The 26,475-nt window shown below is 71.5% G+C and carries 21 protein-coding genes and 1 pseudogene; 14 read left to right on the top strand and 8 right to left on the bottom strand.

Translation table 11 applies throughout. The annotated features are described in order from the left end of the window. The first annotated feature begins 193 nt into the window (after positions 1 to 193). Together IF19_RS0113920 and IF19_RS0113915 are read left to right on the top strand one after the other, a co-directional pair. Complete coding sequence (locus IF19_RS0113920; RefSeq protein ID WP_030278065.1) at positions 194 to 2,005, top strand: PP2C family protein-serine/threonine phosphatase; 1,812 nt, start codon at positions 194 to 196, stop codon at positions 2,003 to 2,005. Next, positions 2,002 to 2,451: a response regulator gene (locus tag IF19_RS0113915; protein ID WP_030119427.1), complete on the top strand. Its 450-nt coding sequence runs from the start codon at positions 2,002 to 2,004 to the stop codon at positions 2,449 to 2,451. Before IF19_RS0113920 ends, IF19_RS0113915 begins: the two co-directional genes overlap by 4 nt. Here IF19_RS0113915 and IF19_RS0113910 read toward each other — a convergent pair. Further along, positions 2,429 to 5,038, bottom strand: a complete 2,610-nt coding sequence (locus IF19_RS0113910) for an ATP-binding protein (protein WP_032748795.1) — start codon at positions 5,036 to 5,038, stop codon at positions 2,429 to 2,431. The two genes, IF19_RS0113915 and IF19_RS0113910, sit on opposite strands and share 23 nt — an antisense overlap. 144 nt (positions 5,039 to 5,182) lie before the next feature. Between IF19_RS0113910 and IF19_RS0113905 the strand changes: the two genes are divergently transcribed. After that, positions 5,183 to 5,353 carry a hypothetical protein gene (locus IF19_RS0113905; protein WP_030119429.1) on the top strand — a complete coding sequence of 57 codons (171 nt, stop codon included), beginning with the start codon at positions 5,183 to 5,185 and terminating at the stop codon, positions 5,351 to 5,353. Positions 5,354 to 5,557: 204 nt separating this feature from the next. Next, positions 5,558 to 5,911, top strand: coding sequence for a PRC-barrel domain-containing protein (locus tag IF19_RS0113900; RefSeq protein WP_030119430.1), 354 nt, complete (start codon positions 5,558 to 5,560; stop codon positions 5,909 to 5,911). Between the two features lie 140 nt (positions 5,912 to 6,051). Here the strand turns inward: IF19_RS0113900 and IF19_RS0113895 are convergent, their stop codons facing one another. Both IF19_RS0113895 and IF19_RS0113890 read right to left on the bottom strand, forming a co-directional pair. Next, the gene (locus IF19_RS0113895) at positions 6,052 to 6,303 is read right to left on the bottom strand and encodes a hypothetical protein (RefSeq protein ID WP_030119431.1); all 252 of its coding nucleotides are present in this window, start codon (positions 6,301 to 6,303) and stop codon (positions 6,052 to 6,054) included. Further along, positions 6,293 to 6,535: a hypothetical protein gene (locus IF19_RS0113890; protein WP_030119432.1), complete on the bottom strand. Its 243-nt coding sequence runs from the start codon at positions 6,533 to 6,535 to the stop codon at positions 6,293 to 6,295. Before IF19_RS0113890 ends, IF19_RS0113895 begins: the two co-directional genes overlap by 11 nt. A gap of 328 nt (positions 6,536 to 6,863) precedes the next feature. Between IF19_RS0113890 and IF19_RS0113885 the strand changes: the two genes are divergently transcribed. Then, on the top strand, positions 6,864 to 7,907 hold the full coding sequence (locus IF19_RS0113885) for a LacI family DNA-binding transcriptional regulator (RefSeq protein ID WP_030119433.1): 1,044 nt from the start codon (positions 6,864 to 6,866) through the stop codon (positions 7,905 to 7,907). 330 nt (positions 7,908 to 8,237) lie between these two features. Here IF19_RS0113885 and IF19_RS0113880 read toward each other — a convergent pair whose 3' ends face one another. Then, positions 8,238 to 11,063, bottom strand: coding sequence for a glycosyl hydrolase (locus tag IF19_RS0113880; RefSeq protein WP_030119434.1), 2,826 nt, complete (start codon positions 11,061 to 11,063; stop codon positions 8,238 to 8,240). A gap of 236 nt (positions 11,064 to 11,299) precedes the next feature. On the opposite strand from IF19_RS0113880, the gene IF19_RS0113875 reads away from it, so the two are divergent. The 7 genes from IF19_RS0113875 to IF19_RS0113845 all read left to right on the top strand — a co-directional run bounded on the left by IF19_RS0113875 (position 11,300) and on the right by IF19_RS0113845 (position 20,073). Then, the gene (locus tag IF19_RS0113875; RefSeq protein WP_030119435.1) at positions 11,300 to 12,604 is read left to right on the top strand and encodes an ABC transporter substrate-binding protein; all 1,305 of its coding nucleotides are present in this window, start codon (positions 11,300 to 11,302) and stop codon (positions 12,602 to 12,604) included. Between the two features lie 401 nt (positions 12,605 to 13,005). Continuing rightward, positions 13,006 to 13,986, top strand: coding sequence for a carbohydrate ABC transporter permease (locus IF19_RS0113870; RefSeq protein ID WP_030119436.1), 981 nt, complete (start codon positions 13,006 to 13,008; stop codon positions 13,984 to 13,986). Beyond that, positions 13,983 to 14,897, top strand: coding sequence for a carbohydrate ABC transporter permease (locus IF19_RS0113865; RefSeq protein WP_030119437.1), 915 nt, complete (start codon positions 13,983 to 13,985; stop codon positions 14,895 to 14,897). Before IF19_RS0113870 ends, IF19_RS0113865 begins: the two co-directional genes overlap by 4 nt. 211 nt (positions 14,898 to 15,108) lie before the next feature. Then, on the top strand, positions 15,109 to 16,533 hold the full coding sequence (locus tag IF19_RS0113860; protein ID WP_030119438.1) for a GH1 family beta-glucosidase: 1,425 nt from the start codon (positions 15,109 to 15,111) through the stop codon (positions 16,531 to 16,533). Between the two features lie 1,098 nt (positions 16,534 to 17,631). Continuing rightward, positions 17,632 to 18,318 carry a DUF417 domain-containing protein gene (locus tag IF19_RS0113855; protein WP_234310534.1) on the top strand — a complete coding sequence of 229 codons (687 nt, stop codon included), beginning with the start codon at positions 17,632 to 17,634 and terminating at the stop codon, positions 18,316 to 18,318. A 342-nt stretch (positions 18,319 to 18,660) separates the two neighbouring features. Then, the gene (locus IF19_RS0113850) at positions 18,661 to 19,344 is read left to right on the top strand and encodes a DUF4232 domain-containing protein (protein WP_030119440.1); all 684 of its coding nucleotides are present in this window, start codon (positions 18,661 to 18,663) and stop codon (positions 19,342 to 19,344) included. A gap of 177 nt (positions 19,345 to 19,521) precedes the next feature. After that, a complete protein-coding gene (locus IF19_RS0113845; protein ID WP_030119441.1) occupies positions 19,522 to 20,073 on the top strand; it encodes a DinB family protein in 552 nt (183 codons plus the stop codon). A 159-nt stretch (positions 20,074 to 20,232) separates the two neighbouring features. On the opposite strand, the gene IF19_RS0113840 is transcribed toward IF19_RS0113845, so the two are convergent. Next, positions 20,233 to 21,009: a class I SAM-dependent methyltransferase gene (locus IF19_RS0113840; RefSeq protein WP_030278067.1), complete on the bottom strand. Its 777-nt coding sequence runs from the start codon at positions 21,007 to 21,009 to the stop codon at positions 20,233 to 20,235. A 1,149-nt stretch (positions 21,010 to 22,158) separates the two neighbouring features. Here IF19_RS0113840 and IF19_RS1000000138810 point away from each other — a divergent pair. After that, a complete protein-coding gene (locus IF19_RS1000000138810; RefSeq protein ID WP_324605211.1) occupies positions 22,159 to 22,608 on the top strand; it encodes a hypothetical protein in 450 nt (149 codons plus the stop codon). 537 nt (positions 22,609 to 23,145) lie between these two features. Here the strand turns inward: IF19_RS1000000138810 and IF19_RS0113830 are convergent. Further along, positions 23,146 to 24,228, bottom strand: coding sequence for a methyltransferase domain-containing protein (locus IF19_RS0113830; RefSeq protein ID WP_234313190.1), 1,083 nt, complete (start codon positions 24,226 to 24,228; stop codon positions 23,146 to 23,148). A 480-nt stretch (positions 24,229 to 24,708) separates the two neighbouring features. On the opposite strand from IF19_RS0113830, the pseudogene IF19_RS1000000139000 reads away from it, so the two are divergent. Then, a pseudogene (locus tag IF19_RS1000000139000) lies at positions 24,709 to 24,915 on the top strand (transcriptional regulator); the annotation flags it as partial. Here the strand turns inward: IF19_RS1000000139000 and IF19_RS0113820 are convergent. After that, entirely contained in the window at positions 24,896 to 25,558 is a 663-nt protein-coding gene (locus IF19_RS0113820) for an HAD family hydrolase (RefSeq protein ID WP_030113286.1), read from the bottom strand. The pseudogene IF19_RS1000000139000 and the gene IF19_RS0113820 sit on opposite strands and share 20 nt — an antisense overlap. A gap of 125 nt (positions 25,559 to 25,683) precedes the next feature. Beyond that, a complete protein-coding gene (locus IF19_RS0113815) occupies positions 25,684 to 26,331 on the bottom strand; it encodes an HAD family hydrolase (RefSeq protein WP_030113287.1) in 648 nt (215 codons plus the stop codon). Between the last annotated feature and the right edge of the window lie 144 nt (positions 26,332 to 26,475).

Genomic DNA, 26,475 nt, shown 5'->3' with positions numbered 1-26,475 from the left:
CCCGAGCCGCCGCCCGCCCCGAGCCCCCTCCCCACCTCGCCCCCACGCACCCCCGCCCCCTCCCGTCCCACGTATGAATTCCGGCGCGCCGGTCATACTGGGCCAGACAGGGAGCAGGTACGGATCAAGCACGGCCCGGCGTACGGATCAGGCTCCGGGTGACCGGTGGGCGGCGGTGGAGGAGGGTGGAGGCATGGGCGATGACGAGAGCTGGGCCGGTGCGCTGCACCGGCTCTGGCAGGCCGCTTCGCGCGCCGAGGAGGTCGGTGCGCTGGCCGACGACATCTACGCTCCGCTCCTCGCCACCCCCGGCGTCCACCACGTCGTGGGCACCCGGTGGGACGACGACGCGACCCTGCGGTACATGCGGGCCCTCAGCGCCGGGGGTGACGACCCGGTGATCGTCGCGACCGCCCGCTCGCTGCCGGGGGCCGCCGTCCGTGAGCCGGACGGGGAGCCCGTCGTGACCCGGGCCGCCGTCGCCGACCTCGACGACGGGGTGTGGCCGGAGGCGGAGTTCCTGCGGAAGTCGCCGGGGGCGTGCGTCGTGGCGTGCACGTTCCGGCTCGACCGGCGGGGCTGGGCCGCGCTCAGCGTCGCCGTGGACGCCTCGGCCGACGCGGAGGGCATCGCCCGCCGCCTGGCGCAGACCGTCGACGTCATCGTCGCCTGCCACACCGGCATCCTCCAGCGCGGCCAGGCGGCCCGCCGGGGCGCCCGCGACGCCCTGCTCGCCGAGGCGTCGCTCCAGATGGACTCGTCCCTGGACGTCGAGGACACCCTCAGACGGGTGGCCCGGATCGCCGTCCCGGCCGTCGCGGAGGGCTGCCTGGTCCACCTGCTGCGCCAGGACGGGCCCGAGTTCGTCGCCGCCACCCACGTGGCCGTACGGCAGCAGCGCGCGCTGGAGGCCGCGGGCCGCGACGATCCGTGGCTGGCGGCCCTGCTCGACCGGCGCGGCGACGGCGACCTGGCGGTGTTCCTGAGCGGCGCCGCCCTCGAAGGGTCCCCGTTCGCCGCGTCCGGCCCCGCCGGGTCGGGACCGGGCGGCCGGCACCCCACGGTGGTCAGCGTCAGCACCCTGCGCGCCCGGGGCCGCGTCGTCGGCAGCATCACCTTCGTCTACCAGCGCCCCGAGGACCGGCTGCCCGACAGCGCCTTCCTCGACAGCCTCGCCTCCCGCGCCGCCCTCGCCATCGACAACGCCCTGCTGTACGAGCTGCGCCGCACCACGGTCCTCTCCCTCCAGGAGCACCTGCTCCCCTCGAAGCTGCCCGCCATCGCGGGGTGGGACCTGTCGGCGAGCTACGAGGTCGGCGACCCGATGCTCGACGTCGGCGGCGACTTCTACGACGCCGTGCCCCGCCCGGACGGCAGCGTCGCCCTCCTCATCGGCGACGTCTGCGGGCGCGGCGCGGAGGCCGCCGCCCTCACCGGCCTGGCCCGGCACACCCTGCGCACCCTCCTGGAGGAGGGCACCGACCCCGGCACCGCCCTGAGCCGGCTCAACCGGGCGCTGCGCCAGGAGGGGGCGAGCCGCTTCCTCACCGCGGTCGTCGTGACGATGGCGCCCCGCGCCGACGGCACCGTCCGGCTCACCACGTGCAGCGCCGGACACCCGCGCCCGCTGGTGCTCCGCGCGGACGGCTCCATCGGCGAGATCGTCTCCGGCGGGCTGCTCCTCGGCGTCCTGGACGACGTCTCGTACGAGAGCCACGAGGACTCCCTCGACCCCGGCGACGCCCTCGTGCTGTTCACCGACGGGCTGACGGAGTCCCGGGAGGCGGACGGCACCTTCTTCGAGAGCGTCCTGCCGCAGCGCCTCTCCGCCCTGCGCGGCAGCGACGCCGCCCGCATCGCGGAGTCCCTGGCCCGGCAGGCCAGGAACTTCCGAGCCTCCGGTCAGGACGACATCGCCCTGCTCGTGGCCCGCTGGAACGGCGCCTCGCCGTCCGACGGCCTGACCCCCCTGGAAACCCTGCTCGAACAGGCGGCAATGCGATGACCGGTGACGGACTGATCCTGGTGGTCGAGGACTCGGAGGAGGACACCGAGGCCATCCAGCGCGCCCTGTCCCGCTCGCGCCCGCTGGTGGACCTGGAGTTCGCCCCGCGCAGCGAGGCCGTGATCCCTCGCCTGCTGGACCCCGCCGCCCGCACCCCGGACCTGCTGCTCCTCGACCTCAACATGCCGGGCATGGACGGCCTGACGCTGCTCTCGCAGCTGCGCGCCCACACCGCGTGCGCCTCGCTGACCGTGGTGGTCTTCACCTCCTCCACGGCCTCGGCGGAGGAGGACGCCTGCTACGCGGCGGGCGCGGACAGCTACATCTACAAGCCGGTCAACTTCGAGCTGTTCCGGACGGTCCTCCAGGGCGCGGTCGACTTCTGGCTGCCGCGCGAGGCGGACGGCGCGGTCACGGCCGGCCCTACGGCTGCTCCCCCAGCGTGAACCAGACCGCCGTGCCGGGGCCGCCGCCGCAGTCGGGGTCCGGTGCGGCGGCCGGGCTCTCCAGCCACAGGCGTCCGCCGTGCCGCTCCACGATCCGCTTGACCACGGCGAGGCCGACGCCCGAACCGCCGCCCCGCTCGTCGCGGCGGTGCAGCCGGCGGAACAGCTGAAGCACGTCCGCCTGCTGCGCGGCCGGGATGCCGATGCCGTTGTCCCGGACGACGAGCGCCGTCACCGTGCCCGCGCCGCCGTCATCGCCCGTCGTACCGACAGTGGAACCCGCGCCCCCGTCCGTACCTGCACCAGAGCCCTCGGCACCGTCCGTACCGGCACCGGCACCCGTGCCCCCGGCCGCGACACCCTCGCCCGTCCCGTCCTCCGCCTCCGGCGCCGGGACCCGTACCGCCTCGATCCACACCCGGCGCTCGCCCGTGCCCTCGTCCGCCGCGTACTTCGCCGCGTTCACGAGCAGGTTCTCCAGCACCTCGCGCAGCCGCTCCCGGTCCGCGCGCAGCCGGGGCAGGGCCGCCGGGCGCACCAGCGTCACCCCGCGCTCGGCGAGCCGGCCCCCGGCCACCTCCAGCGCGTCGTCCAGCACCTCGTCCACCGACAGCGCCTCGCGCTCCAGCCCCACCTGCCCCAGCCGGGAGAAGTGCAGCAGCGAGTCCAGCAGCCCGTCCATCCGCTCCGCGAGCCGCCGCACGGTGGTCAGCCTGCGCAGGGACGTCGCGTCCAGTACGGCCCCGGCGTCCTCGACGATGAACGCGGCGGCGTTCGAGATGCCCCGCAGCGGCTCCTTGAGGTCGTGGGCCGCCGCGTGCGCGAAGGAGTCCAGGTCCTCGTTGGTCCGCGACAGCTCCGTGTTCCGCGCCTCCAGCGCCACCACCTGCCGGGACAGCAGCCCCGACACCTCGCGCCACAGCTCGGCGGCGACCACCCGCTGCGCCGGGGTCCACGGCATGCTCCGCCCGCGTACGGTCGCCCGGTAGACGGCCGCCGAACCGCGCGGGGTCAGCCGTTCGCCGCCGGGCCCCGTACGCACCGGGCGGGCCGGGTCCGCGGCCCACTCCCGGGGCGCGGGCTGCTCGTGGCGCCACCACGCCAGCAGGTCGCCGTCCCGGTTGAACGGCAGGAAGAGGAGCCCGGCGGGAATGCCCTGCTCCTCCGCCTCCTCCGTCTCCAGGCCCAGCGCCTCCGGCAGCCGGTCCGTGCTCCACACCTCGCCGACCGGGGCCTCCCGGGCGAGCTGCGCGAGCAGTCTGGGCAGCGCGTCGGGCAGCCGGTCCCCCGCCGTCAGCGTCTCCGTGCCCCGCAGCAGGACCGCCCCGTCCGCGCTGAGCAGTTCGGCCAGTCCGGAACCGGGCCGCATCAGCGCGTCCGGCGCCGGGGAGGCGAGCCGGGCGAGCAGGGTGGCGAGCGTGCGCCGGTTGCGGGCCAGCTCGTCCGCCTCCTCGCGCCCGGCGACGGCGGCCAGTTGCAGCGACAGGGCGATCCCGAAGAACTCGCACGCCGCCCGCACCTCGGGCGTCAGCAGCCTCGGCTCGTCGCCGTGGCAGGCGATCAGCCCCCACAACTCCCCGTCGTGCAGCAGCGATACGGACATGGACGAGGCCACCCCGATGTTGCGCAGGTACTCCAGGTGGTAGCCGGAGACCGTCCGCAGCACGGACGCCGAGAGGTCCAGCGGCCGGCCCGTCTCCTCCCGCAGCTCGGGGAGGAGCCCGGCGGTGCGGTCGTCCACGTCGCCGATGACCCGGATCCAGTTGCGGGCGTAGAGGCGGCGGGCCTGCGGCGGGATGTCGCTGGCCGGGAACCAGAGCCCGAGCCACGGCTCACGCCCCTCGTTGCGCGCCTCCGCGATCACCTGGCCGGGCCCGTCGCGGCCGTCGAAGCGGTACGCCACCACCCGGTCGTACCCGGTGAGCGCCTGGACCTCGCGGACCGCGGCCGCGCAGCACTCGGTGACGTCGGAGGCGCCCTGGAGCTTCTGCAGGGCGCGCCGCACCTTGGGGTAGAAGTTCTGGAACACGAACGGGCCGCCCGTGGTCCGGGGCTCGAACTCCAGGACCAGCAGCTCGCCGCTCCGGTGCACGGTCACGTCGTACGACCGGGGGCCACCCTCGCCCTCCAGCGTCAGCGGCAGCACACCGGAGGATGCGGGACCGTCCTGCCCGCCGCCCGCGCCCCCGGCCTGTCCACCCGTGTCCGCGCCCCCGGCCTGCCCGTCCCCGTCCGGTCCACCCGGGGCCGCTCCCCCGTCCGGGCCGGGCGCGGCGGGGTCCACCGCGTCCTCCACCACCGAGGCGCTCTCCATGGCGAGGGCCCACTGCTCGTCGCCGATCAGCTCCGTGAGCGGGCGGCCCACCAGCTCACCGGCCGCCCGGCCCAGCACGTCGGCGGCGTTCCGGCTCACGGTGTCCACGACCGCGTCGTCGAGCCGCGCGGCGACCAGCGCCCCGTACGACTGGACGCCGCCCAGCAGGTGGATCGGCTCGCGCACGCACTGCGAGAGATCGAACTCCTGGCTGACACCGGCCTCGGCCGCGACCGCCCTCGGGGTCAGCCAACCCCGTACGTCTTCCGACACCGTCTGCTCTCCGTCCTCCGGGGTCGGTCCTTCCTACCACCCCGGCCCGTGGTGACGGCGGGCGGCCGGGGCGGATAATCAGCCGTGTATTCCCCGTGTAAGGAAAGTGTGAGCGGGAACCCGAATTCATGGAGGTTGATACACATGGTCCCGTTGATTCTCGTTCTGCTTCTCGCGCTGATCCTCTTCGGTATCGGTTTCGCGGTGAAGGCTCTCTGGTGGATAGCCGTGATCGTGCTGGCGATCTGGCTCATAGGATTCTTCGTCCGGCCCGCGGCGAGCGGCGGCCGACGGGGCCGGTGGTATCGCTGGTGACCGCTGCTGGTCAGCGGGCGGGTGAGCGGGGGCGGGACCGGGCGGAAGCCCGGTGTCGCCCCCGTTTTCCCGTTTCTCGCTCCGGGGCGTCCGCCAGGTGTGGGCCGCCCTTCCCCGGGCACACGTGAGTCAGCGGAAATATCAACGACGTATCGATGATCCGCCGCAAGAATGAGCTGAGCGACCTTCGCGAAAGGAGCCACAATGAGCGACTCCCTGTGGGGCTACCAGCCGTCGAGCGGTCATATCGCGGGCAGCGACCTGACCGGCTATTCGGTCGAGGCGACCGACGGCAGTATCGGAAAGGTCGACAAGCACTCCGACGAGGTGGGCTCCGCCTATCTGCTCGTCGACACCGGGGTCTGGATCTTCGGCAAGGACGTCCTGCTGCCCGCGGGCACGGTGAAGCACATCGACACCGAGGACCGGAAGGTCTACGTCGATCTCACCAAGGAGCAGGTCAAGGACTCCCCGGAGTTCGACCGGCACGCGCAGACCGAGGACCCGGCCTACCACCAGCAACTGTCGGCGTACTACATGGCGTTCCGCATCATCTGATCCGGCGCGCGTCCCCGAACGGCGGCGGGCCCGACCCCGAGGAGGGGCCGGCTCCGCCGTCTCGCGCGTCCGGGCCACCCGGCTCCCACGCCCGGCTCACCGCACCACGTCCGGGCGGACCGACGATCACCCCCGCCGCCTCAACGCGGTAGCTGGCTCTCCCTGTTGGCCTCCGCCACCCGGGCCCGGAGGACCACCCCCCGCGACGCCGGCCGCACCGCCTCGGACGGGCACTCCCACTCCGGCCCGCCGCCCGGCGGCCTCAGGCGCACGTTCGGCCCGGAGCGGCCGACCACCCGGCCCACCCGGCCGTCCCGCGCGTCCACCGCGAACCCGCCCGCCTCGGGCGTACCGGCCGCAGGGGCGCCCGGCGCCGATCCCTCACCCGTCATGTCCGCTCTCCTTCTCCGCCAGCACCTCGCACAGCCGCAGCGCGGTGTCGATGTTGCAGCGGCCCAGGTCGATCAGGGGCGTGGGTTCGTCGCCCGCACAGGAGACCGGATCGAGCCGGAGGGACGGGAGCTTCACCCCGACCCCGGCGAACCCGGCCCTCAACCGCTCCACGGCGTCCTCCGCCGTGCGCACCCGTTCGGCCGCCACCCTGCGCCGCTCCATCGCTTCCATGCCGCACACCTTCCACTCTGCGTGATGGACATGCATACCCAGCGTGTCCAACGCGCAGGTCGCCCGGAAGGGGCGCAGTTCCGGCAACCTCGTCTCCGCTACTTTCCGTCACCCTTTCCGGGAACCTCCCCCGAACGTCGTCCGCCGAGGTCCGCCGGTCACCGCCCGGAGCCCGATGGAAGCGCTCTCAGGGCTGTCGGCGCCCGGCGCTAGGCTGTAGGCGATCAGGCGACGACACCGAGCACACGCACCGCCCCGCGCACCGCTGCGCACCCGCACCTCGCACCCGCCCGCGTATCGCCGCCCCCGTCGACAAGGAGCGACCGCCTTGCCCGAGCAGCCCCGCGGGTCCCGGCCCACCCTGGAAGCCGTCGCCGCACGTGCGGGGGTCTCCCGGGCCACCGCCTCCCGAGTGGTCAACGGGGGCGACGGCGTCCGCAAGCCGCTCGTGGACAAGGTCCTCCAGGCGGTCGACGAGCTGGGCTACATCCCGAACCACGCGGCGCGGACCCTCGTCACCCGGCGCACCGGGGCGGTGGCCGTCGTCATCGCGGAGCCGGAGACGCGGTTCTTCTCGGACCCCTTCTTCTCCCAGCAGATCCGGGGCATCAGCAAGGAGCTGACCGCCCACGACACCCAGCTCGTCCTGCTGCTGGTGGAGGGGCCCGGCGACTTCGACCGCATAGCGCGCTATCTGGCCGGCGGACACGTCGACGGCGCCCTCGCCTTCTCGCTGCACACCGACGACCCGGTGCCCGCGATCACCCGGCGGGCGGGCATTCCGGCGGTGTACGGGGGCCGGCCGAGCTGGACCGCCGACCCGGGCGACCAGGCCGTCCCGTACGTCGACGCGGACAACCGGGGCGGCGCGCGGCTCGCCGTGCGGTACCTGCGCGACCTGGGGCGCACCCGTATCGCGCACATCGCCGGGCCCGCCGACCAGACCTCCGCGATGGACCGCCTGGACGGCTACCGGGACGTGCTGCTCGACGGGGACCCCACGCTCGTCGCGGACGGCGCGTTCACGGTGGAGAGCGGGGCACGGGCGATGACCGAGCTGCTGGAGCGCCACCCCGACCTGGACGCGGTGTTCGCCGCCAACGACCTGATGGCGTCGGGCGCGCTGCGGGTGCTGCGCGAGCGGGGCATCGCGGTGCCGGAGCAGGTGGCGCTCGTGGGGTTCGACGACATGGACTCGGTGGCCACGGAGACAGACCCGCCGCTGACGACCGTGGGCCAGGAGATCGAGGGCATGGGCCGGCTGATGGCCCGGCTGCTGCTGCGCGCCCTGGACCGGGAGCGCACGGGCAGCGGCGAGGTCCCGGAGTCGGTGATCACCCCGACCACCCTGGTACGCCGCGCCTCGGCCTGAGAGCCCGCGGCGCCCCGCCCCGGCCTGACACCGCTCCGTACCCCGGCCTGAGATACCACGTCACGCCTCGGCCTGAAGGCTGCAAAGCCCCCGCCGAAGCCGCGGAGCCGGTGCCGAAGCCGCGCCGCCCCTGCCTCCCGGGGGTCCAGGAGGCAGGGGCGGCGGACAAGAGTGCGGCGGGCCGCCGCCCTGAGGAGCCGGAGACCCGCCGCACCGATCGTGCCCGTACGTCAGCGTCCTACGCGTACGGGGTGCCGCCCCGCACAGGATCTCCACGTACGGGAGCCGCTCGTACAGGGCCTGCCCGCGCGGGGCCTGCCCGTACCGGACCTACGCGTACGGGATCCTGAGGACCGCCGCGTCCGTGCCGGTCTGCACCTGGGACGTGCCGTTGCCGAGCGCGTTCCAGATCTCCAGCCGGACCGTGCCGTTCTTCAGCTCGCCCAGGCTGCCGGTGGCCGCCTGGACGCCGGACGCCTGGGTGTACTCCTCCCACCCGTTCACCGGGTCGGTCGCGAAGTACCGGAAGGTCTCGGCCCGGTCGAAGGTGCCGTCGCCGGTCAGGTCGTAGCTGACCCGGACCTGCGGGGCGAGCCCGACCTTGGTGCCCGCGTCCACGCGCAGGCGGAACGCGGTGGCCGCGCCCGAGGCGACCTTGCCGTTGACCTTCTTCACCTCGTAGACGGTCGGCCGGTACGGGGTGCCGTCCCGGTTGACGCCGTCCGCCGAGGCGATGGTGTCCGTGCCGGCCGGGTCGCCGGTGGAGGTGGTGAGGACGCCGCCGGACTTCAGCCGGAAGGTGTTGCCGGTGGACGGCTCGCCGGGCTCCTCCGGGTCCGGGTTCGAGCCGCCGGGACCGGTGCTCGTGGCCGTCGAACGGGCCGGTACGGACAGGGTCTTGCCGTCCGAGAAGGTGACCGTGCGGGCCGTGGAGCCGTGGTTGTGGGCGGTGTAGGTGCGGGTGCCGTTCTTGGAGAAGACGGCGGAGGTCGGCAGGTCGCCGGTGACCGTCATGTCGGGTGCGCCGACGGCGGCGAGGGTGTTGATCCAGTGGTAGGTGTGCGCCTTGGACTCGCCCTGCTCGGGGGTGTAATTCCCGTTCACGCCATCCCACTTGGACTTGGCGGACGCCGGGTCGGAGAGCGACTCGAACTCCCAGAGGATGTCGCGCCACTCCTGGGCGGGTCCGCCGTTCTCGCGCTCCATCTCGGCGATGTTCCGCTTGATGGCCGCCTTCTCCCGGGCCAGGTGGAGCGAACCACCGGTCACGGGCAGCACGTTGATGCCGTGGATCTCCTCCGGGTTGGCGGTCCACCAGGTGGAGTACGCGCCGCCGCTGCCCCAGACCATGCCGACCGTGTCGTGGCCGAAGGAGGCGGGGAAGACCTGCTGGTCCGCGTCGAACCAGTACTGGGTGATCGCCTCGGACTCGGTGGTCAGCAGGTAACTTCCCAGGTCCCGCAGCGCGTTGTCACCGGTGGCCGCACCCCACAGGACGAGCCCCGCACTGAGGTTGATGGACTCGGAGGAGGACTCCTGGTTGTTTCCGGCCGCGAAGCCCTGGTGGCCGGAGGCCCAGCTGTGGCCCGCGTACACGTCGAAGCCGCGCAGGAAGGGATAGGCGGAGTCGGTGCGGCTGGGGTTGGCGGTGTCGCGGATCAGGTGCTTGACCATCGTGCCCCAGGCCGAGTCGGCGGCCCACGCCTGGTCGTACTGGGCGATGATCGCCGCCGCGTACACGTAGTAGCTGTAGTGGAAGTGGTGGTCGTTGAGCTCGGTGTCGCTGCCGTACGAGGCCGGGTAGCCGGTGAGCGTCTTCCAGTCCTTGTCGTAGCTGAACTCGCCGGCCCCGCCCGCCGTGAACCACTCCTGGAGGCGGCCCTTCATCAGGCCGAGGAGCTTGTCGCGGGTGGCGGTCTGGCCGATCTGGTCGGCGACGGGGACCAGTTGGGCGAGGCGGCCGAGCGCCTTGCCGGTCCAGTAGGTGTCGGTGGCCCCGGAGAAGGGATCCGAGGCGTTGGCGACCTCGTTGAGGTAGCCGGTCAGCCGGGCCTTGTCGACGCCGCTGGAGGCGGGCAGCGCGGGCACGACGCCGTTGTTCTTCTGGCTGGTGGTGAAGGAGGCGGACTCGCGTACCTTCATCGCGCCGCGCGGCGACACGTACGTGTACGGGGTCAGCGCGTCGGTGGTGTGCAGCCACTGGTGGCGGTAGAGGGCCTGGAGCGTGCCGCGCTCGGTGCCCTCCTTGGCCTCGGTGGTGAGGCTGTAGGTCGCCTTGACCGTGGAGCCCGTGGACTGCCAGGCCACCTGGGAGCCGGTGACGAAGCTGAAGGCGTACTTCCGGTAGGTGGCGAGCGCGTCCGTGGACGGCAGCACGGCGAGCGAGAAGTAGTCCTTGGAGCCGAGCCCGGCCGTGATCGCGGTGCCGGAGACGTTCCAGTCGCTGCCGCTCGGCGCGAAGAGGGCGTAGTGGTGTCCGGCGACGGTGATGCCGAGGACGTTGCCCTGGTCGGAGAAGACGGTGGGCGCGGAGGCGGTGGTGACGCGGGCGTCGCCGCCGGAGCCCTTGGCGTACACGAAGGGCATGCCGTGGCCGATGGTGGCCCGGAAGGTGCGCGATCCGTCGGCCCAGTAGGGCGTGACCGTCCAGTCGGACCAGGCGTCGGCCTTGGTGTCCGGGGAGTTCAGGCCGGAGAGCCCGACGGTCAGGTCGGCCTTGTGGGCGTACTCGTACTGGCGGCCGTCGCCGACGACGGCGGGCGTGGTCGGGTAGCCGACCTCCAGGCCGGACGCCTTGGCCTGGTAGGTGAGCGGGTGGCCGTACATGGGGGTGCTGTACGGGTTGTCGCCGTAGCGCTGGAAGGCCAGCGAGGTCCACCAGTCGTTGGTGGGGACGGGCTTGGACCGGGCGGCGGTGGTCAGCTTCGGGGTGACGGGCGCGCCGGTGTTGGTGGTCGGGCCCGAGGTACCGGCGGGGCGCGCGTCGGTGTAGCTGCCGGCGCCGGCGGGGATGGTGGCGGCGGCAGCGGGGGAAGCGGCGGGACCCAGGCCCACGGCGGCCACGGCGACGGCGACGAGCGCGGCCGCCGCGGGTCTGGGCCTGGTGCCGGAGACGAGTCGGGAGAGGGAGGTCAGCACGAGCAGCACCTCGATCATGGGGGGCGATGAGCGCGTTTCGAGAGCGCTCTCAAGTGCCATGGAACGTAAAACTCCTGAAACGTGAGTGTCAAGAGAACGCACACGCAGGGCAGTTGCCCGGGCCTCCGGTGTAACACCAACCTGTTATGCGTTCGAGTCTTGACGGGACGGGAGCGGTGGGGGACGCTCCAGACGCAGGTTTTGAGAGCGCTCTCAATGCGCTCGGTTCATCCCGAAGCCAAGGGAGGCTTCCCATGCCCATCGCCCGAGCCGCCAAGAGAGCCAGCGTCCGCCTCGGCGCGGTCGTCCTCGCCGGGGCCCTCCTCGCCGCCTGTGGGTCCGGCGACTCGTCGGACTCCACCGACAGCGCGGGCGGAAAGGTCACGCTCAACGTCGACCTCTTCGGGTCCTTCGGCTTCAAGGAGGCCGGCCTGTACGAGGAGTACCAGAAGCTCAACCCGAACATCACGATCAAGCAGAGCGACACCCAGGACGAGGCGGACTACTGGAAGTCGCTCCAGACGCGACTGGCGGGCGGCGGCGGTCTGGCGGACGTGCAGGGCGTGGAGATCGGCCGCATCGCGTCGGTCACCCAGCAGCAGTCGGACAAGTTCCAGGACCTGAAGGAGTTCGGCGCCGACAAGCTCAAGGGCGAGTTCGCCGAGGCGAAGTGGTCGGCGGCGACCACGAAGGACGGCAAGATCCTCGGCCTCGGCACGGACGTCGGCCCCGAGGCGATGTGCTACCGCACCGACCTCTTCAAGCAGGCCGGACTGCCCACCGACCGCGAGGAGCTCGCGAAGAAGTGGGCCACGTGGGACGGCTACCTGGAGCTGGGCAAGGAGTACAAGAAGAAGGCTCCCGCCAAGAGCGCCTGGCTGGACAGCGTCGCCTCGCTCTACGGGATCATGATCGGCCAGGAGAAAGAGCGTTACTACGACGCCTCCGGCGAGCTGATCTACGACAAGAACCCGGCGGTCAAGAAGGCGTGGGACACCTCCGTCGAGGCGGCCGAGGCGGGTCTGAGCGCCAAGCTCGACCAGTGGACCCCGCAGTGGAACCAGGCGTTCGCGGCCGGTTCGTTCGCCACGATCCCGTGCCCCGCCTGGATGCTCGGCTACGTCAAGGGCCAGGCCGGTGACGCGGGCAAGGGCAAGTGGGACATCGCGAAGCTGCCCGGCGGCGCGGGCAACTGGGGCGGCTCGTACCTCTCGATCCCGCGCGCGGCCAAGCACAAGAAGGAGGCGTACGCGCTCATCGAGTGGCTGACCGCCCCCGAGCAGCAGGCGAAGATCTTCCAGAAGCAGGGCAACTTCCCGTCCTCGACGGGCGCCATCGAGAAGATCTCCGGCGCGACGGACGAGTACTTCTCGGGCGCGCCGATCGGCCAGATCTTCGGTGACGCGGCCAAGGCGTCCCCGGTGCAGGTGCTGGGCGTGCACGACCAGAACGTGATGCAGCAGATCACGAACGGTCTGGGCGAGGTCGAGCGCAAGGGCGTCTCGTCGGAGAAGGCGTGGGGGACGGCGAAGAAGGGCGTGGACAACGTGATCGGCTGACGCCGGCACGAGCGACCGCCCTTCTCCCCACCGGGCCGGTCCGCCCCCGCAGCGCGCGGGCGGACCGGTCTCCGCCCCGTACGGGGCACGCAGCCGTACGAGCCGTGAGCCCGTGCGGGCCGTGCGGCGGACCGGCCCCGCCGACCGCGGAACGGGCCGTTCCACTGCCGCGTACGGGCTACGTGACCGTATGAGCCGCGCAGCCGTACGGACCACGCACCCGTGCGGGCCACACGGCGCACCGGCCCCCGCCGACAGCGGAGCCGCCCGCTCCCCGTCGGCCGCCGAACGGCCCGTTCCCCAGCAGCCACGGAACGGCCCGTTCCGCCGCGGCGCCCGCGCCGCGCCTCCCCCTGACCCCACGTCTCCCCCGCTCCTCCCCGACCCCGAAGGGCCGTACCGTGTCCCTCACCGCCACCGCGAAGGCCGGGCCCAGCAGCCCCGCCGGCACCGGGCCCGGCCCCGACGACGGCCGGGCCGCCGCGCTCCGGCGCACCTGGCGCAAGGCGTCCCCGTACGCCTACATCGCCCCGTTCTTCACGCTCTTCCTGGCCTTCGGCCTCTTCCCGCTCCTCTACACCGCGTTCGTCTCCCTCTACCGGGTCGAACTCCAGACGAGCGGCGACATGGAGTGGCGGGGGATCGCCAACTACACGGCGCTGTTCACCGACGAGTTCTTCTGGACCTCGCTGCGCAACACGTTCACCATCGGCGTCCTGTCCACGGTCCCGCAGCTTGCGATGGCGCTGGGCCTGGCGCACCTGCTCAACTACAAGCTGCGCGGGCGCACCTTCATCCGGACCGCGATCCTGCTCCCGTACGCGACCTCTGTCGCCGCCGCCACGCTGGTCTTCGCGCAGCTCTTCGGCAAGGACTTCGGGCTGATCAACTACGTGCTCGGGCTGGTCGGGTTCGACCCGGTGGACTGGCAGACCGGCACGGTGGCCTCGCAGATCGCGGTGTCGTCGATCGTCGTCTGGCGCTGGACCGGCTACAACGCGCTGATCTACCTGGCGGGCATGCAGTCGATCCCGCACGAGCTGTACGAGGCCGCGGAGATGGACGGGGCGTCGCGGTGGCGGCAGTTCATCCATGTGACGCTGCCCGGCCTGCGCCCCACGATCGTCTTCACGGTGATCATCTCGACCATCGGCGCGACCCAGCTCTTCGGTGAGCCGCTGCTGTTCGAGGGGTCGATCTCGGGCGGGATCTCGCACCAGTACCAGACCCTCGGCCTGTACATGTACGAACAGGGCTGGGGCTTCTTCCACCTGGGCCGGGCCGCGGCCATCGCCTGGGTGATGTTCGTCCTGATCGTGGTGCTCGTCGGGGTCAACGCCCTGCTCGTGCGCCGCCGCGCACGCAAGGAGGCCGGCCGATGACCGCGCTCGCCGCACCGCCGACCGCCCCCGAGAAGGGCGACCCGCCGCAGAGCCCGCCGCCCGGCAGGCGCCCCCGTCGCGGAGGCGCGGGCCGCACGATGAAGGCCGGCTGGCTCTCCTACGTCATCCTCGGCCTGGCGCTGCTGGTCTCCGCGTTCCCGTTCTACTGGACGATCGTCACGGCCAGCCGGTCCAACGCCGACATGGCGCGGATCCCGCCGAGCCTGCTGCCGGGCCCGAACCTGATGAAGAACTTCGAGCAGGTCCTCGAAGAGGCGGACATCGGCAAGGCGCTGCTGAACTCGCTGATCGTGTCGGGATCGATCACGCTCGGCACGGTGCTCTGCTGCACGCTGGCCGGATTCGCCTTCGCCAAGCTGAGGTTCAAGGGCCGCAACGCCCTGCTGACGCTGACGATCGGGACCATGATGATTCCGCCGCAGCTCGGCGTGATCCCCCTCTTCATGCTGATCGCCGAACTCCAGTGGGTGAACCAGCTCCAGGCGGTGATCCTGCCGGGTCTGGTCTCGGCGTTCGGGGTGTTCTTCATGCGCCAGTACCTGGTGCAGTCGCTGCCGGACGAGCTGATCGAGGCGGCCCGGGTGGACGGCGCGTCGACGGCCCGCATCTTCTGGTCGATCGTGATCCCGATCGCGCGGCCGGGCATGGCGGTGCTCGGGATGCTCACGTTCATGACGGCGTGGAACGACTTCTTCTGGCCGATCATCGCGCTGTCCTCGCAGGAGCCGACGGTGCAGGTGGCGCTGCGGCAGCTCGGCGGCGGGTACGTCAACGACCAGTCGGTGATCATGGCCGGCACGCTGCTGGGCACACTGCCGGTGCTGCTGGTGTTCGGCCTGCTGGGGCGGCAGATCGTCGGCGGGATCATGCAGGGCGCGGTGAAGGGCTGACCCCGGGGGCGCGCTCCTGCCCGCCCCCGCGCACCCCGCCGGCCCCGCGTCCTGCCCAAGGCCCCGGCCTCCCGCCTCAGCCCGCTGATCCCCGCCTCCGCCCGCTGATGTCCGCTCCCGCCTCCCGCCTGGACCTGACCGACCAGCCCGGGCCCAGGCCCAGGCCCTCTCCTCGTCATCCCTCCTCCCCTCACTCTGGAGTGTCCGTCTCATGACCGCTGTCGATTCCCGCCCGGCGACCGCCACGGGCGCCCTTCCGGAGACCGGTACGGTGCTCCGCTTCCCGACCGGGTTCCGGTGGGGCACCGCCACCGCCGCGTACCAGATCGAGGGCGGGGCGGCCGAGGGCGGCCGTACGCCGTCGATCTGGGACACGTTCAGCCGGACGCCCGGCAAGGTGCGCAACGGGGACACCGGCGACATCGCCGCCGACCACCTGCACCGGATGCCCGAGGACGTCCGCCTGATGAAGGAACTGGGTGTCACGGACTACCGGTTCTCCGTCTCCTGGCCCCGGGTGCAGCCGACCGGCCGGGGTCCGGCGGTCGAGCGCGGCCTGGACTTCTACCGCCGCCTGGTGGACGAGTTGCTGGAGGCCGGCATCAAGCCGGTAGCGACGCTCTACCACTGGGACCTGCCGCAGGAGTTGGAGGACGCGGGCGGCTGGCCGGAGCGGGACACCGCGCACCGCTTCGCCGAGTACGCGGGCCTGGTGGCCGGGGCGCTGGGCGACCGGATCCCGACGTGGACGACGCTGAACGAACCGTGGTGCGCGGCGTTCCTCGGGTACGGGAACGGGGTCCACGCCCCGGGCCGCACCGACGACCTGGCGGCCCTGCGCGCCGCCCACCACCTGAACCTGGCCCACGGCGCGGGCGTACGGGTCCTGCGTGACCGCCTCCCGGAGACGGCGGAGATCTCCCTCACCCTGAACCTGCACGCCCTGCGCCCGCTGACGGACACCGAGGCGGACCGGGACGCGGTGCGCCGGATCGACGCGGTGGCGAACCGGATCTTCCTCGACCCGGTCTTCCACGGGCGGCTGCCGCAGGACCTGGTGGCGGACACGGCGTCGGTGACGGACTGGTCGTTCGTGAAGGACGGCGACCTGGAGGTGACCTCGACGCCGATCGACTCGCTGGGCATCAACTACTACTCGCCGAGCGTGGTGTCGGCGGGTACGTCGGAGTCGCCGTCGCCGTGGGCGGGCGCGGAGCGGCACGTGGCGTTCACCCCGGCGGCGGGCCCGCGCACGGCGATGGACTGGCCGGTGGACGCGAACGGGCTGTACGAGCTGCTGACCCGGCTGCGCGACGAGTTCCCGACGCTGCCGGTGCTGGTGACCGAGAACGGGGCGGCGTACGACGACTACGCGGACCCGGAGGGCAACGTGCACGACCCGGAGCGGGTGGCGTACCTCGACGCGCACCTGACGGCGGTGCACCGGGCGATCGCGGACGGCGTGGACGTACGCGGGTACTTCCTGTGGTCGCTGCTGGACAACTTCGAGTGGGCGTACGGCTACGGCAAGCGGTTCGGCATCGTGCACGTGGACTTCGCGTCCCAGCGGCGCACGGCGAAGGACAGCGCACGCTGGTACGCCGATGTGATCGCGCGCGGCGGCCTGGAGGGCTGACGGCGCGGAGGCCGGCGGTACGGAGGGGCGATCACCGGGGGGTGTCGCCCCGAAGGGCCGGCGGCCTGGAACCGGGGGGTTCCGTGGAGGGCCCGGGACGCGTCGCGCGTCCCGGGCCCTCTCGCGTGAACGGTGGCGCGCCGTGCCCGCGTCCGGTCCGAGCCCGTACCTGTAGCCTCGCGCCCGGCCCGCGCCAGTACCGGTAGGCCCGTAGCCCCGCGCCCGGCCCGCGCCAGTACCGATAGGCCCGTAGCCCCGCGCCCGGCCCGGCCCTGCCCGAGCCAGTACCGGTAGCCCGTGGCCGTAACCCTGTGCCCGAACTCGTATCTGCCCTCGCGGCCCGCCCTCGCCGCCCGACGGCAGGCCCGCCGGTTCCTCCGGCTCCTCCGGCTTCTCCGGCGGGCGTACGGTACGGGCGTTGTGCGTTTCCTCCCGGAATGGACCGGGCGGCTTTCGGCCGTCTGAAACCCTGCCGCACCCCGGCGCGTCGGGAAGAGGCGGACGGGGCGGGCGGCGGACCGCTCGTGTGGCCGGAAGAGGCCGCCGAGGGACGGCGGGCGGAGACGGGGCGCGGAGGGCGACGGCCGTACGGCCGGGGGAAACAGGGCTGGTCAGCGGCGGGGCACTCCGGTGCGGGCCCGCCCCCGGTGACGAGGACGCCGGCCCGCCCCCGCATCCCGTCGAGGAATCCACCGCCGCGAGACGCAAGCGCTTGCCCGGCAACTCCACTGCCACCGATGCAACTTGGCGTGATCACACCCACCGGCACGGAGGCCCGTCCCCTCACCTCTTGACCTCCGGACCCCCGTCCGTATGGTCTAGACCAAGCAGTGAGAGGCAGGTGGGCGGCGGTGTACCCCGGCCGCCCCTGCCTCGTCCATGTCACCCGGCTGCCGCGCCCACCCCGCGCGGACGCCCCGTACCCCGTACTCCGTACTCCGTGCACCAAGGCGGCACAGCCGACGCTTCCCCGCACCGCCCCGCCGCATCACCGCACACGCACACGCACCACGTGTTCCACCACCATCCCGCGGACCTGCGCGGACCCCGACCATGCACGTTTCTTCCCACCCCCACGGACCCAGCGGGAGATCGCACATGAGGAGCTACACAGCAGAGCCGAGCCTGCCCCCGCCCGGCGCGATGCCCCACGCCCGGCCCCACCTCTCCATAGCCACACCCGCGTCCACACCCGTATCCGGATCCGGATCCGGTCCCGACTCCACCGTCGCCTCCGTTCCCCCCGCCCCTGCCCCCGCCCCCGAGCGCGCGGCCGCCGCAGCACCGACGACGGCGACGGCGATGACGGCCGGCGCACAGGCACTCAACCGCCTGGCGGCCTACATCAACGCCCACTCCCACGCCCTGCTGAGGGTGACGGTGGGCATCGTCTTCTTCGGCTTCGGTGTCCTGAAACTGTTCCCCTCGGCGAGCCCGGCGGAGCAGTTGGCCGTGGACGCCGCCACGAAGATGACGCTGGGCATGGTCCCGGAGACGGTGCTGCTGCTCTCGCTCGCGGCGCTGGAGACGGCCATCGGCATCGGGCTGATCGTCGGCCGCCGCTTGCTGCGCCCGGCGCTCGTCGCGTTCTTCCTCCACATGGGCGGCGTGTTCTCGACGCTGCTCCTGCTGCCCGACGCCATGTGGCAACCGCTATCGCCCGCTCCGACGATGGAGGGCCAGTACGTCGTGAAGAACGTGGTCCTGGTGGCGGTGTGCCTGGTGGTGGCCGCGCACGAATGGGGCCGCGGCGACCGGTCCGGCGCCGGGAACGGAGCAGGCTGACCCCCTTCGGGGCCCCGGACATCCTTCGGGGCCCCAGGAAAGGGAGAAGCGGAACCGAGGTTCGCCCGACTATTCGGCGACCCGGATGTGCACGGTGTGTACGAACGGAAACGATAAAGCGAAAATGGCGGATGCGGCGCAACCTCTTCGGCGCTCAACTCCGCTGAAACACAAGGAACAAGCCCCGAAATCCGGAACTTGGCGCAATAAAAATGGCATTCCATGGAACGGATTCGCTGAGACAGAACCTGGACATTCACGCAATCGTTTGAAGATCGACCGGGCCCTAACGTCGGTGGTGTCAGAAGGAGCACCGCACACGACAGCCCGTTGGAGATCATGATGCGTACGCGTCTCACCACCCGTTCCGCCCGGCTCGTCCTGGCCGCCGCCGTCGTGACCACCCTCGCCGCGACCACCGCCTGCGGCCCGGAGGAGTCCTCGGACAACGGGGCCGCCGCTCCCTCCGCCACGGCGTCCGCCGCCGCGAGCGGAAAGAGCGACGCCCCTGCCGACGACACGGCCACCGAGAGCGAGAGCGCGTCGGCGTCCGGCACGAAGGCCGCCGGATCGACCGGCGCGAAGGGCGGATCCAGCACCGGCGACAAGAGCGGCTACGGACAGTCCTGCGGCACCAACGACCTGGACTTCACGGTGACGTGGGAGGCCCAGCCGTTCAGCCACTACCTGCTGACCGCCAAGGCCAAGTCCGGCATCACCTGCTACCTGGACGTCAACACGCCGAGTGTCTCCTTCGGTTCGGCCGCCGACGGCGTGGCCTCCCCGGTCGGCCAGGGCGGCGAGGACCCCATCAAGCTCTCCGGCTCGTCCGTGGCGTACGCCGGCATCAACGTGAAGACCACCGACGGCGACGGCGGCAAGCAGTTCGAGCACGTCATCATCGCCACCAGCGAGGACGACCCGAACCCGGCCTCGGTCGAACTGCCGGACGCCCCCACCGTGGAGAAGCCGATCGTCACCAACTGGTCGACCAAGCGCAACGAGGTCATCCCGCGCGTCATCTGACGCCCGAGCCCGCCCCCGAAGACCGACCGGCGCACCCCGCACCACCGCGCCGAGCATGCGAGAAGGCCCCGGTGCGCCGCCCGACGAAGGCGCCCGGCGGGCCTCTCCCATCAGACGTACGCCCCACTTCGCCACCACTCCTCCGCGCGCGAGCCACGTTCGCTAGGGTCAGCGCCCATGACCGAGCACACAGCAGAGGCATGGCCGGAACCTCCCCTCGCCGGCACGGAGGCGGCGGCCATCGTCGGAGCCCTGGAACGCCAACGGGCCACCCTGGCCTGGAAGTGCTCCGGTCTTGACGCCTCGGGCCTCCGCGCCACGCTCGGCACGTCCACGATCACCCTGGGCGGCCTCCTCAAGCACCTGGCCCACGTGGAGAACAGCCACTTCGCGCGGCTGTGGCTCAACACCCCGGTCGGCCCGCCCTGGAACACCGTCGACTGGGAGACCACCCCCGACTGGGACTACCGTTCGGCGGCCGAGGACACCCCGGAGCAACTGCGCGCGCTCTGGCAGGAGTCGGTCACCCGTTCGCGGGCCCTCATCGAGAAGGCCCTCGCCGAGGGCGGCTTGGACCAGCCGGGCGCATACACCACCCGCACCGGCGAACGCCCCAACCTCCGCCGTATCCTCCTCGATCTCCTGGAGGAGTACGCCCGCCACACCGGCCACGCCGACCTCATCCGCGAGTCGATCGACGGCCTGACGGGCGAGGACCCGCCGAGGTAGAACGAGTCGGCTGCCGTTCCACTTTCCGCACGCCAGGAAAGACCGACAGGATGCCGTCCCCATCTCCACTGCCGCCCCCTCTACCCTGCCGACCTCCGCACTGCCGACCTCACGTGCGACGGGCGAGGCGGTGGGGCGGGCCGACCGCCGGAGGGAGCGCTATGCGTCCGCGCGGGCCACAAGCAGCGGCTGGAAGAAGCCGGTCTCCTGCGGCAGCCGCCACTGGACATCGCTGAAGCCGGCCTCGGCAGCCAGGCGGGTCAGCCGATCCTGGCTGAGGGCCCAGTAGGTCGTGCGGCGCGTCCGGACGCGCCATTCTCCGCCTTCCGGGAGGAGCTGGAAGTGCTCCAAGTCGTAGTGCTCGCCGTCCTCGTGCCAGTGCCAGAGCTGAAAGGTGACGGACCGCCCTCCGTCGTCGGAACGATCTCCGGCCTGGTGAACCTGCGGAGGCGTCGAGGCGGGCCGGTCGCGCAGCAGCTCGTCGTACGGTCGTGTGCTGACCAGCAGCAGCCCATCGGGACGCAGCACACGGCGCATCTCGGTCAGGGCCGCGCGCACATCGTGCTCGGTCAGCAGGTGGGGAAGAGAGTTGTCAGCGCAGACCGCAACGTCGAATCGGCCGCCACCAAACGGAAGTTGCCGCATATCGGCGGCTGCAACCCGCAGCCCGAGGTTCCTGCGCTCCGCCTCCCGACCGGCGCGAGCGGCGGCGCGGGGGCTGAGATCAGTACCGGTGACACGGTGCCCCCGCATCGCCAGCCCGATCGCTTGCGTACCGATGCCGCAGGAGCAGTCGAGCACTTCACCGCGGTCGTCGCCGATCAGAGCGTGGAGAGCATTCCCTTGCCGACGCATGCTGGCGTCCCAGTCCGAGTAGATCAGGTGGTAGCCGTCGGCCAACTCGTCGTAGAAGCGCGTCACCGATGTCTCGGACATGGCCAGAGGCTACCGCTCCCGATCTTGCCCGGCCGCAGGGTGCACCGGCCCGTCCACGTACCGCCGATGCGATGAAGAGCGCCAGTCCCGAACCGCCCCGCATCCCGAGCCTCGGGCCCCAAGCCCCGGGACCCGGACTTCGAGCGTTGCGCCCCGGGCTTCGGACGGTTCGGTTGACTCGTGGGAAGTACGGAACACAGGCTCAGCCCCGAAGCTCGGGTCCCGGGTCTCAGGCGTCAAGACACGAGCCCCGAGGTTCGAGCGCCTTCTTTAACCGGGCGGCAGTACAGGGGGGGTTGGGTAAACCCTCCCCGCCCTCCCTACCCCGTCACGGCCAGCAAATATGACTAATGGTGACAGCTTGCGGCGGAGCGTGACGACTGTTTACGGTGCGAGCACAACCAAAACGACCCCAACGCGGTTTCGCACACCGCGCCGGGGCCTAACCACAAGATCGTCCCCTACGAAAGACCGATCCCATGGCTACTCAGCACCTTAGCCCTGTCCCGCCCGCTCCCGTGATCTCCCACGCCTACCCGATGGCCCCTGTACGGCCAGCAGGCCATCGGCACCTCGCTGAACAGCCTCTCCGTCGCGGGCCACCTCCGCCGAGTCCGCTCCAGACTCACCACGGGCACGGGCACGGGCACGGGTGCAGGCGCAGCCAAGGGCAAGGGCGGCGAAGTCCGCTGGACCTTCCGCACGTTCTGGTCCCGCACGGCACGCGACAACGAGTGGTGGAACGCCTACTTGGCCACGGCCCACGCCACCCAGACCATCACCCCAGCAGACGTGGCCGCACCCACGCCGTCTTGGACGCCTTCCACGGGAGCACTGACACCCTGCACCACGGCCGAAAAGCGTGAACAGCCGTCCACGCCGACGCAAGCCCAGGCCGCGCAGCCGACCCCTGAGGCCGCCACCGCCGTACCACAGCAACGCACCCCGACCCCGGCGTCAGCCTCGCACGGGCCCCCTCACCGCGATCAGCCCCGGACCACCGAGGACGTGGCGGATGCAGCGGCCGTCCCTGACCCGGAGCGCGCACCGGCGGCCCCGACTGCGGCACCCGTACAGGCGCCCCCTACCGCTGGCGAGACCCCGGCAACCTTCCAGGCCACACCCGAACCCGTCCCGTCCGACGCCTACTTGGCGCTGGCGCGCCTGGGCCGTAACGACCACCGCCTCGCACTCTCCGCAGCGGACTGCACCACCCTCGAACCTCTCGCATCCGCCTGGCTGGCACGCGGCGTGAGCGTGGACTACCTGACCACCGCCCTCACCGCAGGACTCCCCACCCACATCGACTCCCCCGCCGGCCTCCTCCACCACCGCCTCACCGGCAAAATCCCACCCCACATCCCCACGACGACAGAAGCCCGATCACCGGACACCAAGGAACCGACCCACGAAGCGCTACTGGTCGAATGCACCAACTGCCGCCGCCCAGGACCACCCGGGGCCCTCCCCGACGGCCTCTGCCGCCCCTGCCACCACGCACACACCCACGACAGCGACCCCACCACCCCCACCCCGGACGAGATCGCCGCCGTCAAAGCCCACATCACCAACCTCCGCAACCTCCTCAAACCCGTATAACCCCCGCCCCAAGAACCCCCGTTAGGCAGAACAGACACACCGCATCCCCAGGACCAGCCCCACAGAGAGCAGAACCGCAGCCCACCCGCCGAAGCCAGACCCAGATAGGACCGGCAGCGGGCAGAATGGGCAACAGCCGAACCACACGTGACCACTTTGCGACGGAAGGCGAGCTATGCCGATTCCTCAAGAAGTAAGCAAAAACCGCCTTCCCGCCACCTAAACCCCCAGGTCACGAAGGGTGGTCCTCGCGCACGCGGGGGTGTTCCCGGGTGCGGGGCGGTGCCCGGGTGGTCGACGTAGTGGTCCCCGCGCACGCGGGGGTGTTCCCCCCGCCGCAGGAGCAGCCGCCGTGGGCGTGGCGTGGTCCCCGCGCACGCGGGGGTGGTCCTGCCCCGGTCGCCCACCGCCGGTGAGGCTTCTGGTGGTCCCCGCGCACGCGGGGGTGGTCCCGGCCTCGCCGCCGTGATCGAGCAGGTGGTCGTGTGGTCCCCGCTCACACGGGGGTGGCCCCTGCGCCCCGAGCAAAGTGGCAGGTCACACCCCGCGCGGGTACTCCCCCTCCCCCGTCCCGATGATCCCGCCCGGGTCCCGCAACCACACCTGCTGACCCCGGCCAGTCACCGTCAACCCGAACTCCTCCGCACCAGGGCGACCGGCCGACTCGTACTCCCACCAGGTCTGCTCGATCTCCTCCCACAGCAGCCCGATCCCGTACTGCCACACCTCCTCTCCCGAAGCCGTCGAAGCGCCACCGACCTCGCTCGTCACCCACACGCGCACCCCGCCACCGGCGACACTCTGGTGAACCATCCGCACACCGGGCAGTCGCGCCCCCGCGAACAACGCGAACCCGAGGTCCAGCAACCGGGCCGGGTCCAGACCAGCCGCCCGCGCTCGCCCCCTCCCCCGTACCTCATGCAGATCGGGCACGCGGTGCGAGCGCATCGGCATGTACGTGGCCCCGCCGCAGAACGGCCCGACCGCGCTGCCGTCCCCCTGAACCCGTAGCCGAACCAGCGCCCCCGACCAGAAATCCCGTGCAAGCGGCGCCACCACCAGCCCACCGGGCCTCACCTGCCGCAACAGGGCGTGCGGGACGAAACGCAACGCGCACGTCGCGATCAGCCGGTCCACCAACCCCAGTCCCGGCCACGCCTGCTCACCGTCCCCCACCCGTAGATGCGGCCGGTAGCCCGCTCGGGCCAAGGCGTCGGCCGCCCGCCCGGCCACGGCCGGATCCACCTCGACGCTGTGGACCATGTCGGCCCCGAGCCGCTCGCACAACAACGCGGCGACATAGCCCGTACCGGTCCCGATCTCCAGGACCTGCACTCCGTTCTCCACGTCGAGCAGGCCGAGCATGCGGGCCACCATCGACGGCATCGAGTTCGACGACGTGGCCACGCCTGGCCCGCCCACTACCCCGTAGTCAAGCTGCGTCACGATCGGCTCGTCACTGTTCACGAGCGCCCCCCAGGCGTCCGCTCCCACCACCGACACGCACCGGTCCGGGAGCTGTCTCCACACCTCGGCCGGAACGAACTCGCGTCGCGGCACAGCCTCGAAGACCTGCCGCCACCGGCCGGCGAGCAACCCGCGATCGGCCAACTCGCCCACCAGATCGGCATACGTACGCACCCCGGGATCGCCCCTCACGGCTGCGGCACGAACTGCGGGCGGCTGCCGTCCGGCGAAGGCTTGGGCTCCGAGGGCGGCGTCCACGGCTTGTCCGACGGAGGACCGCCGTGCTTCCCCGCCTCGGCCTGAGAGGACTCAACCGTCATCATTCAGCTCCTCTGTTCAACGCTTCCGGCTGACGTGCCGAATGGCCCAACCGGTAAATCCCGTACGGCGGAAACAGATCGACTCGCCGCGGACGCCCGCTCTCCGCGCAGGCCCGGCACAGCAGGCCCCGACCCCGAACGGTGTGCCGTGCGGCGGTCACCGGCCCCTGCCAACACGCCTCACACGTACGGACTTCCGTAGCCGACAGCCGCACGCTCACCCGGGCTGCCGCAGATCCGCAGGCATCCCGTGACACGGGCAGACGCACTCCGAACACCGGCACAGCGCATGCACGTCCGCCAGGTCCGTCACCAACGCGCTTCGGGCGCCCCCGAGGCAGCGTGCCAATACGCCATCAAGGCGCTCGACCAGTTGAAGCGCACCTGGTACGCAACGGGGATGGATCGAGTGCGCGAGGTCCGGCAGAGCTTGGTGCCCCACCAAACTCTGCCTTGTGTGCGGGAGTTGGACGAGCGACTGTACGACTGGTCTACGACCGTCAGCGCTCTCGCGCGTTGAAGTGCGCAATCAGAGGCGACAGCTCCAGGAGGCTCTCCACCCGGAAGGTGGGGAGCCTCCTGGCTTCCTCTGTCTCCCACTGAATCGTGGCCCAAGGACCACGGTGCACCAGCGCGGTACGCATACCCGCCGCAACCGCCGGCCGTAGGTCGTTGTCGACGCGGTCGCCGACATACAGGATCTCTTGAGGTTCGGCCGGGAAAACTTCAGCGACTCGCACGAAGAACTCGGGGTCAGGCTTGGACGCGCCCCAGTCGTCGGACGTGCCGATCAGATCGACATCTTGGGTGAACATCTCCCGCAGGATGCCACCAGCACGAACCGTCTGGTTGCCGGCGATGCCGAGCCACAGGCCATCAGCCCGCAAGGCCCGGAGAGTGTCACGCACGTCCGGGTAGAGATCCGACTCGTCGAAGTGCTCCGGCCGTCCGGCCGCAGCCCGAGCCTCCCGCTCGGCATAAAGATCAAACCCAGGACGGAACACGTGAAACGTCTCGCGATAGTCCCGGCCTTGGGCGATCACCGCCCCGAACTGCGCAGCGAAGGTATGACGCGGAACCCCAAGCCAGTCGGCCCAGGTGCCGTATTCACGCGTCTCATCGACCAAGCACTCTCCGACATCGAACACCACGGCACGAATCATGCTGCGATCGTAGACGGCGAGTACCGCTCGCGATCTGGGTGAACCGCCCTGCGCGGTGGCCCTGCCAATCCCCTGCGGGCTATCGGGGGGCTCACTGACCGTACGCATGCCATGAGGCGTAAGGGTCAGTTCCTCTCCTTCGCGACGACCTCGACAAGGTCCTCAAGCGACTGGACCACCCAGTCGGCAGCCGCGTGAACAGTGCTGTCGCCGCCCCAGAGGCGCCCCCAAGGCCCGCGGCGGATGTGCGCAGTGCGCAACCCAGCCTTGGCTGCGGGGAACGTGTCGTTCGCGGGATGGTCACCGACGTAAACGGTGTCGTTCGCGGAAGCGCCGGACGCTTTCAGAACTTTCGCGAAGAACTCCTCCGAAGGCTTGGCACAACCCCACTCCTGAGAGGTCGTAACGAGATCGGCGGGCAGTTCGAGCGCCCGAAGCAACTCGCCCGCGCGTACGGTCTGGTTACCGGCGACGACAACACGCATCCCGAGCCGACGGAGAGCCGCGAGCGCAGGGCGAACGTCTTCGTACAGGTCGCTCTCGTCCAGGTATTCCCCGCAGCCGGCGGCCTCACGGGCGGCGTACTCGGCCGAGATGTCGATGCCCGGCCTCACCAGCCTCAACGCTTCGGAGTTATCGAGCCCCCGCGCTGTCACGGCACTTACCAGGGCGGACAGGGTGTGCCGGGGCGTGCCGAGCCAGTCGGCCCACGAACCCCAGTAGCGGTCGTCGCGAACAAGGGTCTCACCGATGTCGAACACGAACGTCTTCACACGTCGAGGCTAGGCGCGACCACCGAACGACGCGACCACCCGCCCCACCGGCATGAGCTGCCGCAGAAGTGCTGTACGCACAACAGCCACACCGCCCCGCCCGGGGAACCTCCTGACCCGACAGGTCCCAGCCCGGAAAGCCTG

This window comes from Streptomyces californicus, from assembly GCF_000717645.1.
GTDB lineage: Bacteria > Actinomycetota > Actinomycetes > Streptomycetales > Streptomycetaceae > Streptomyces > Streptomyces californicus.
The sequence above is the reverse complement of the archived record's forward strand: the minus strand, read 5'-3'. Positions and strand labels throughout refer to the sequence as shown.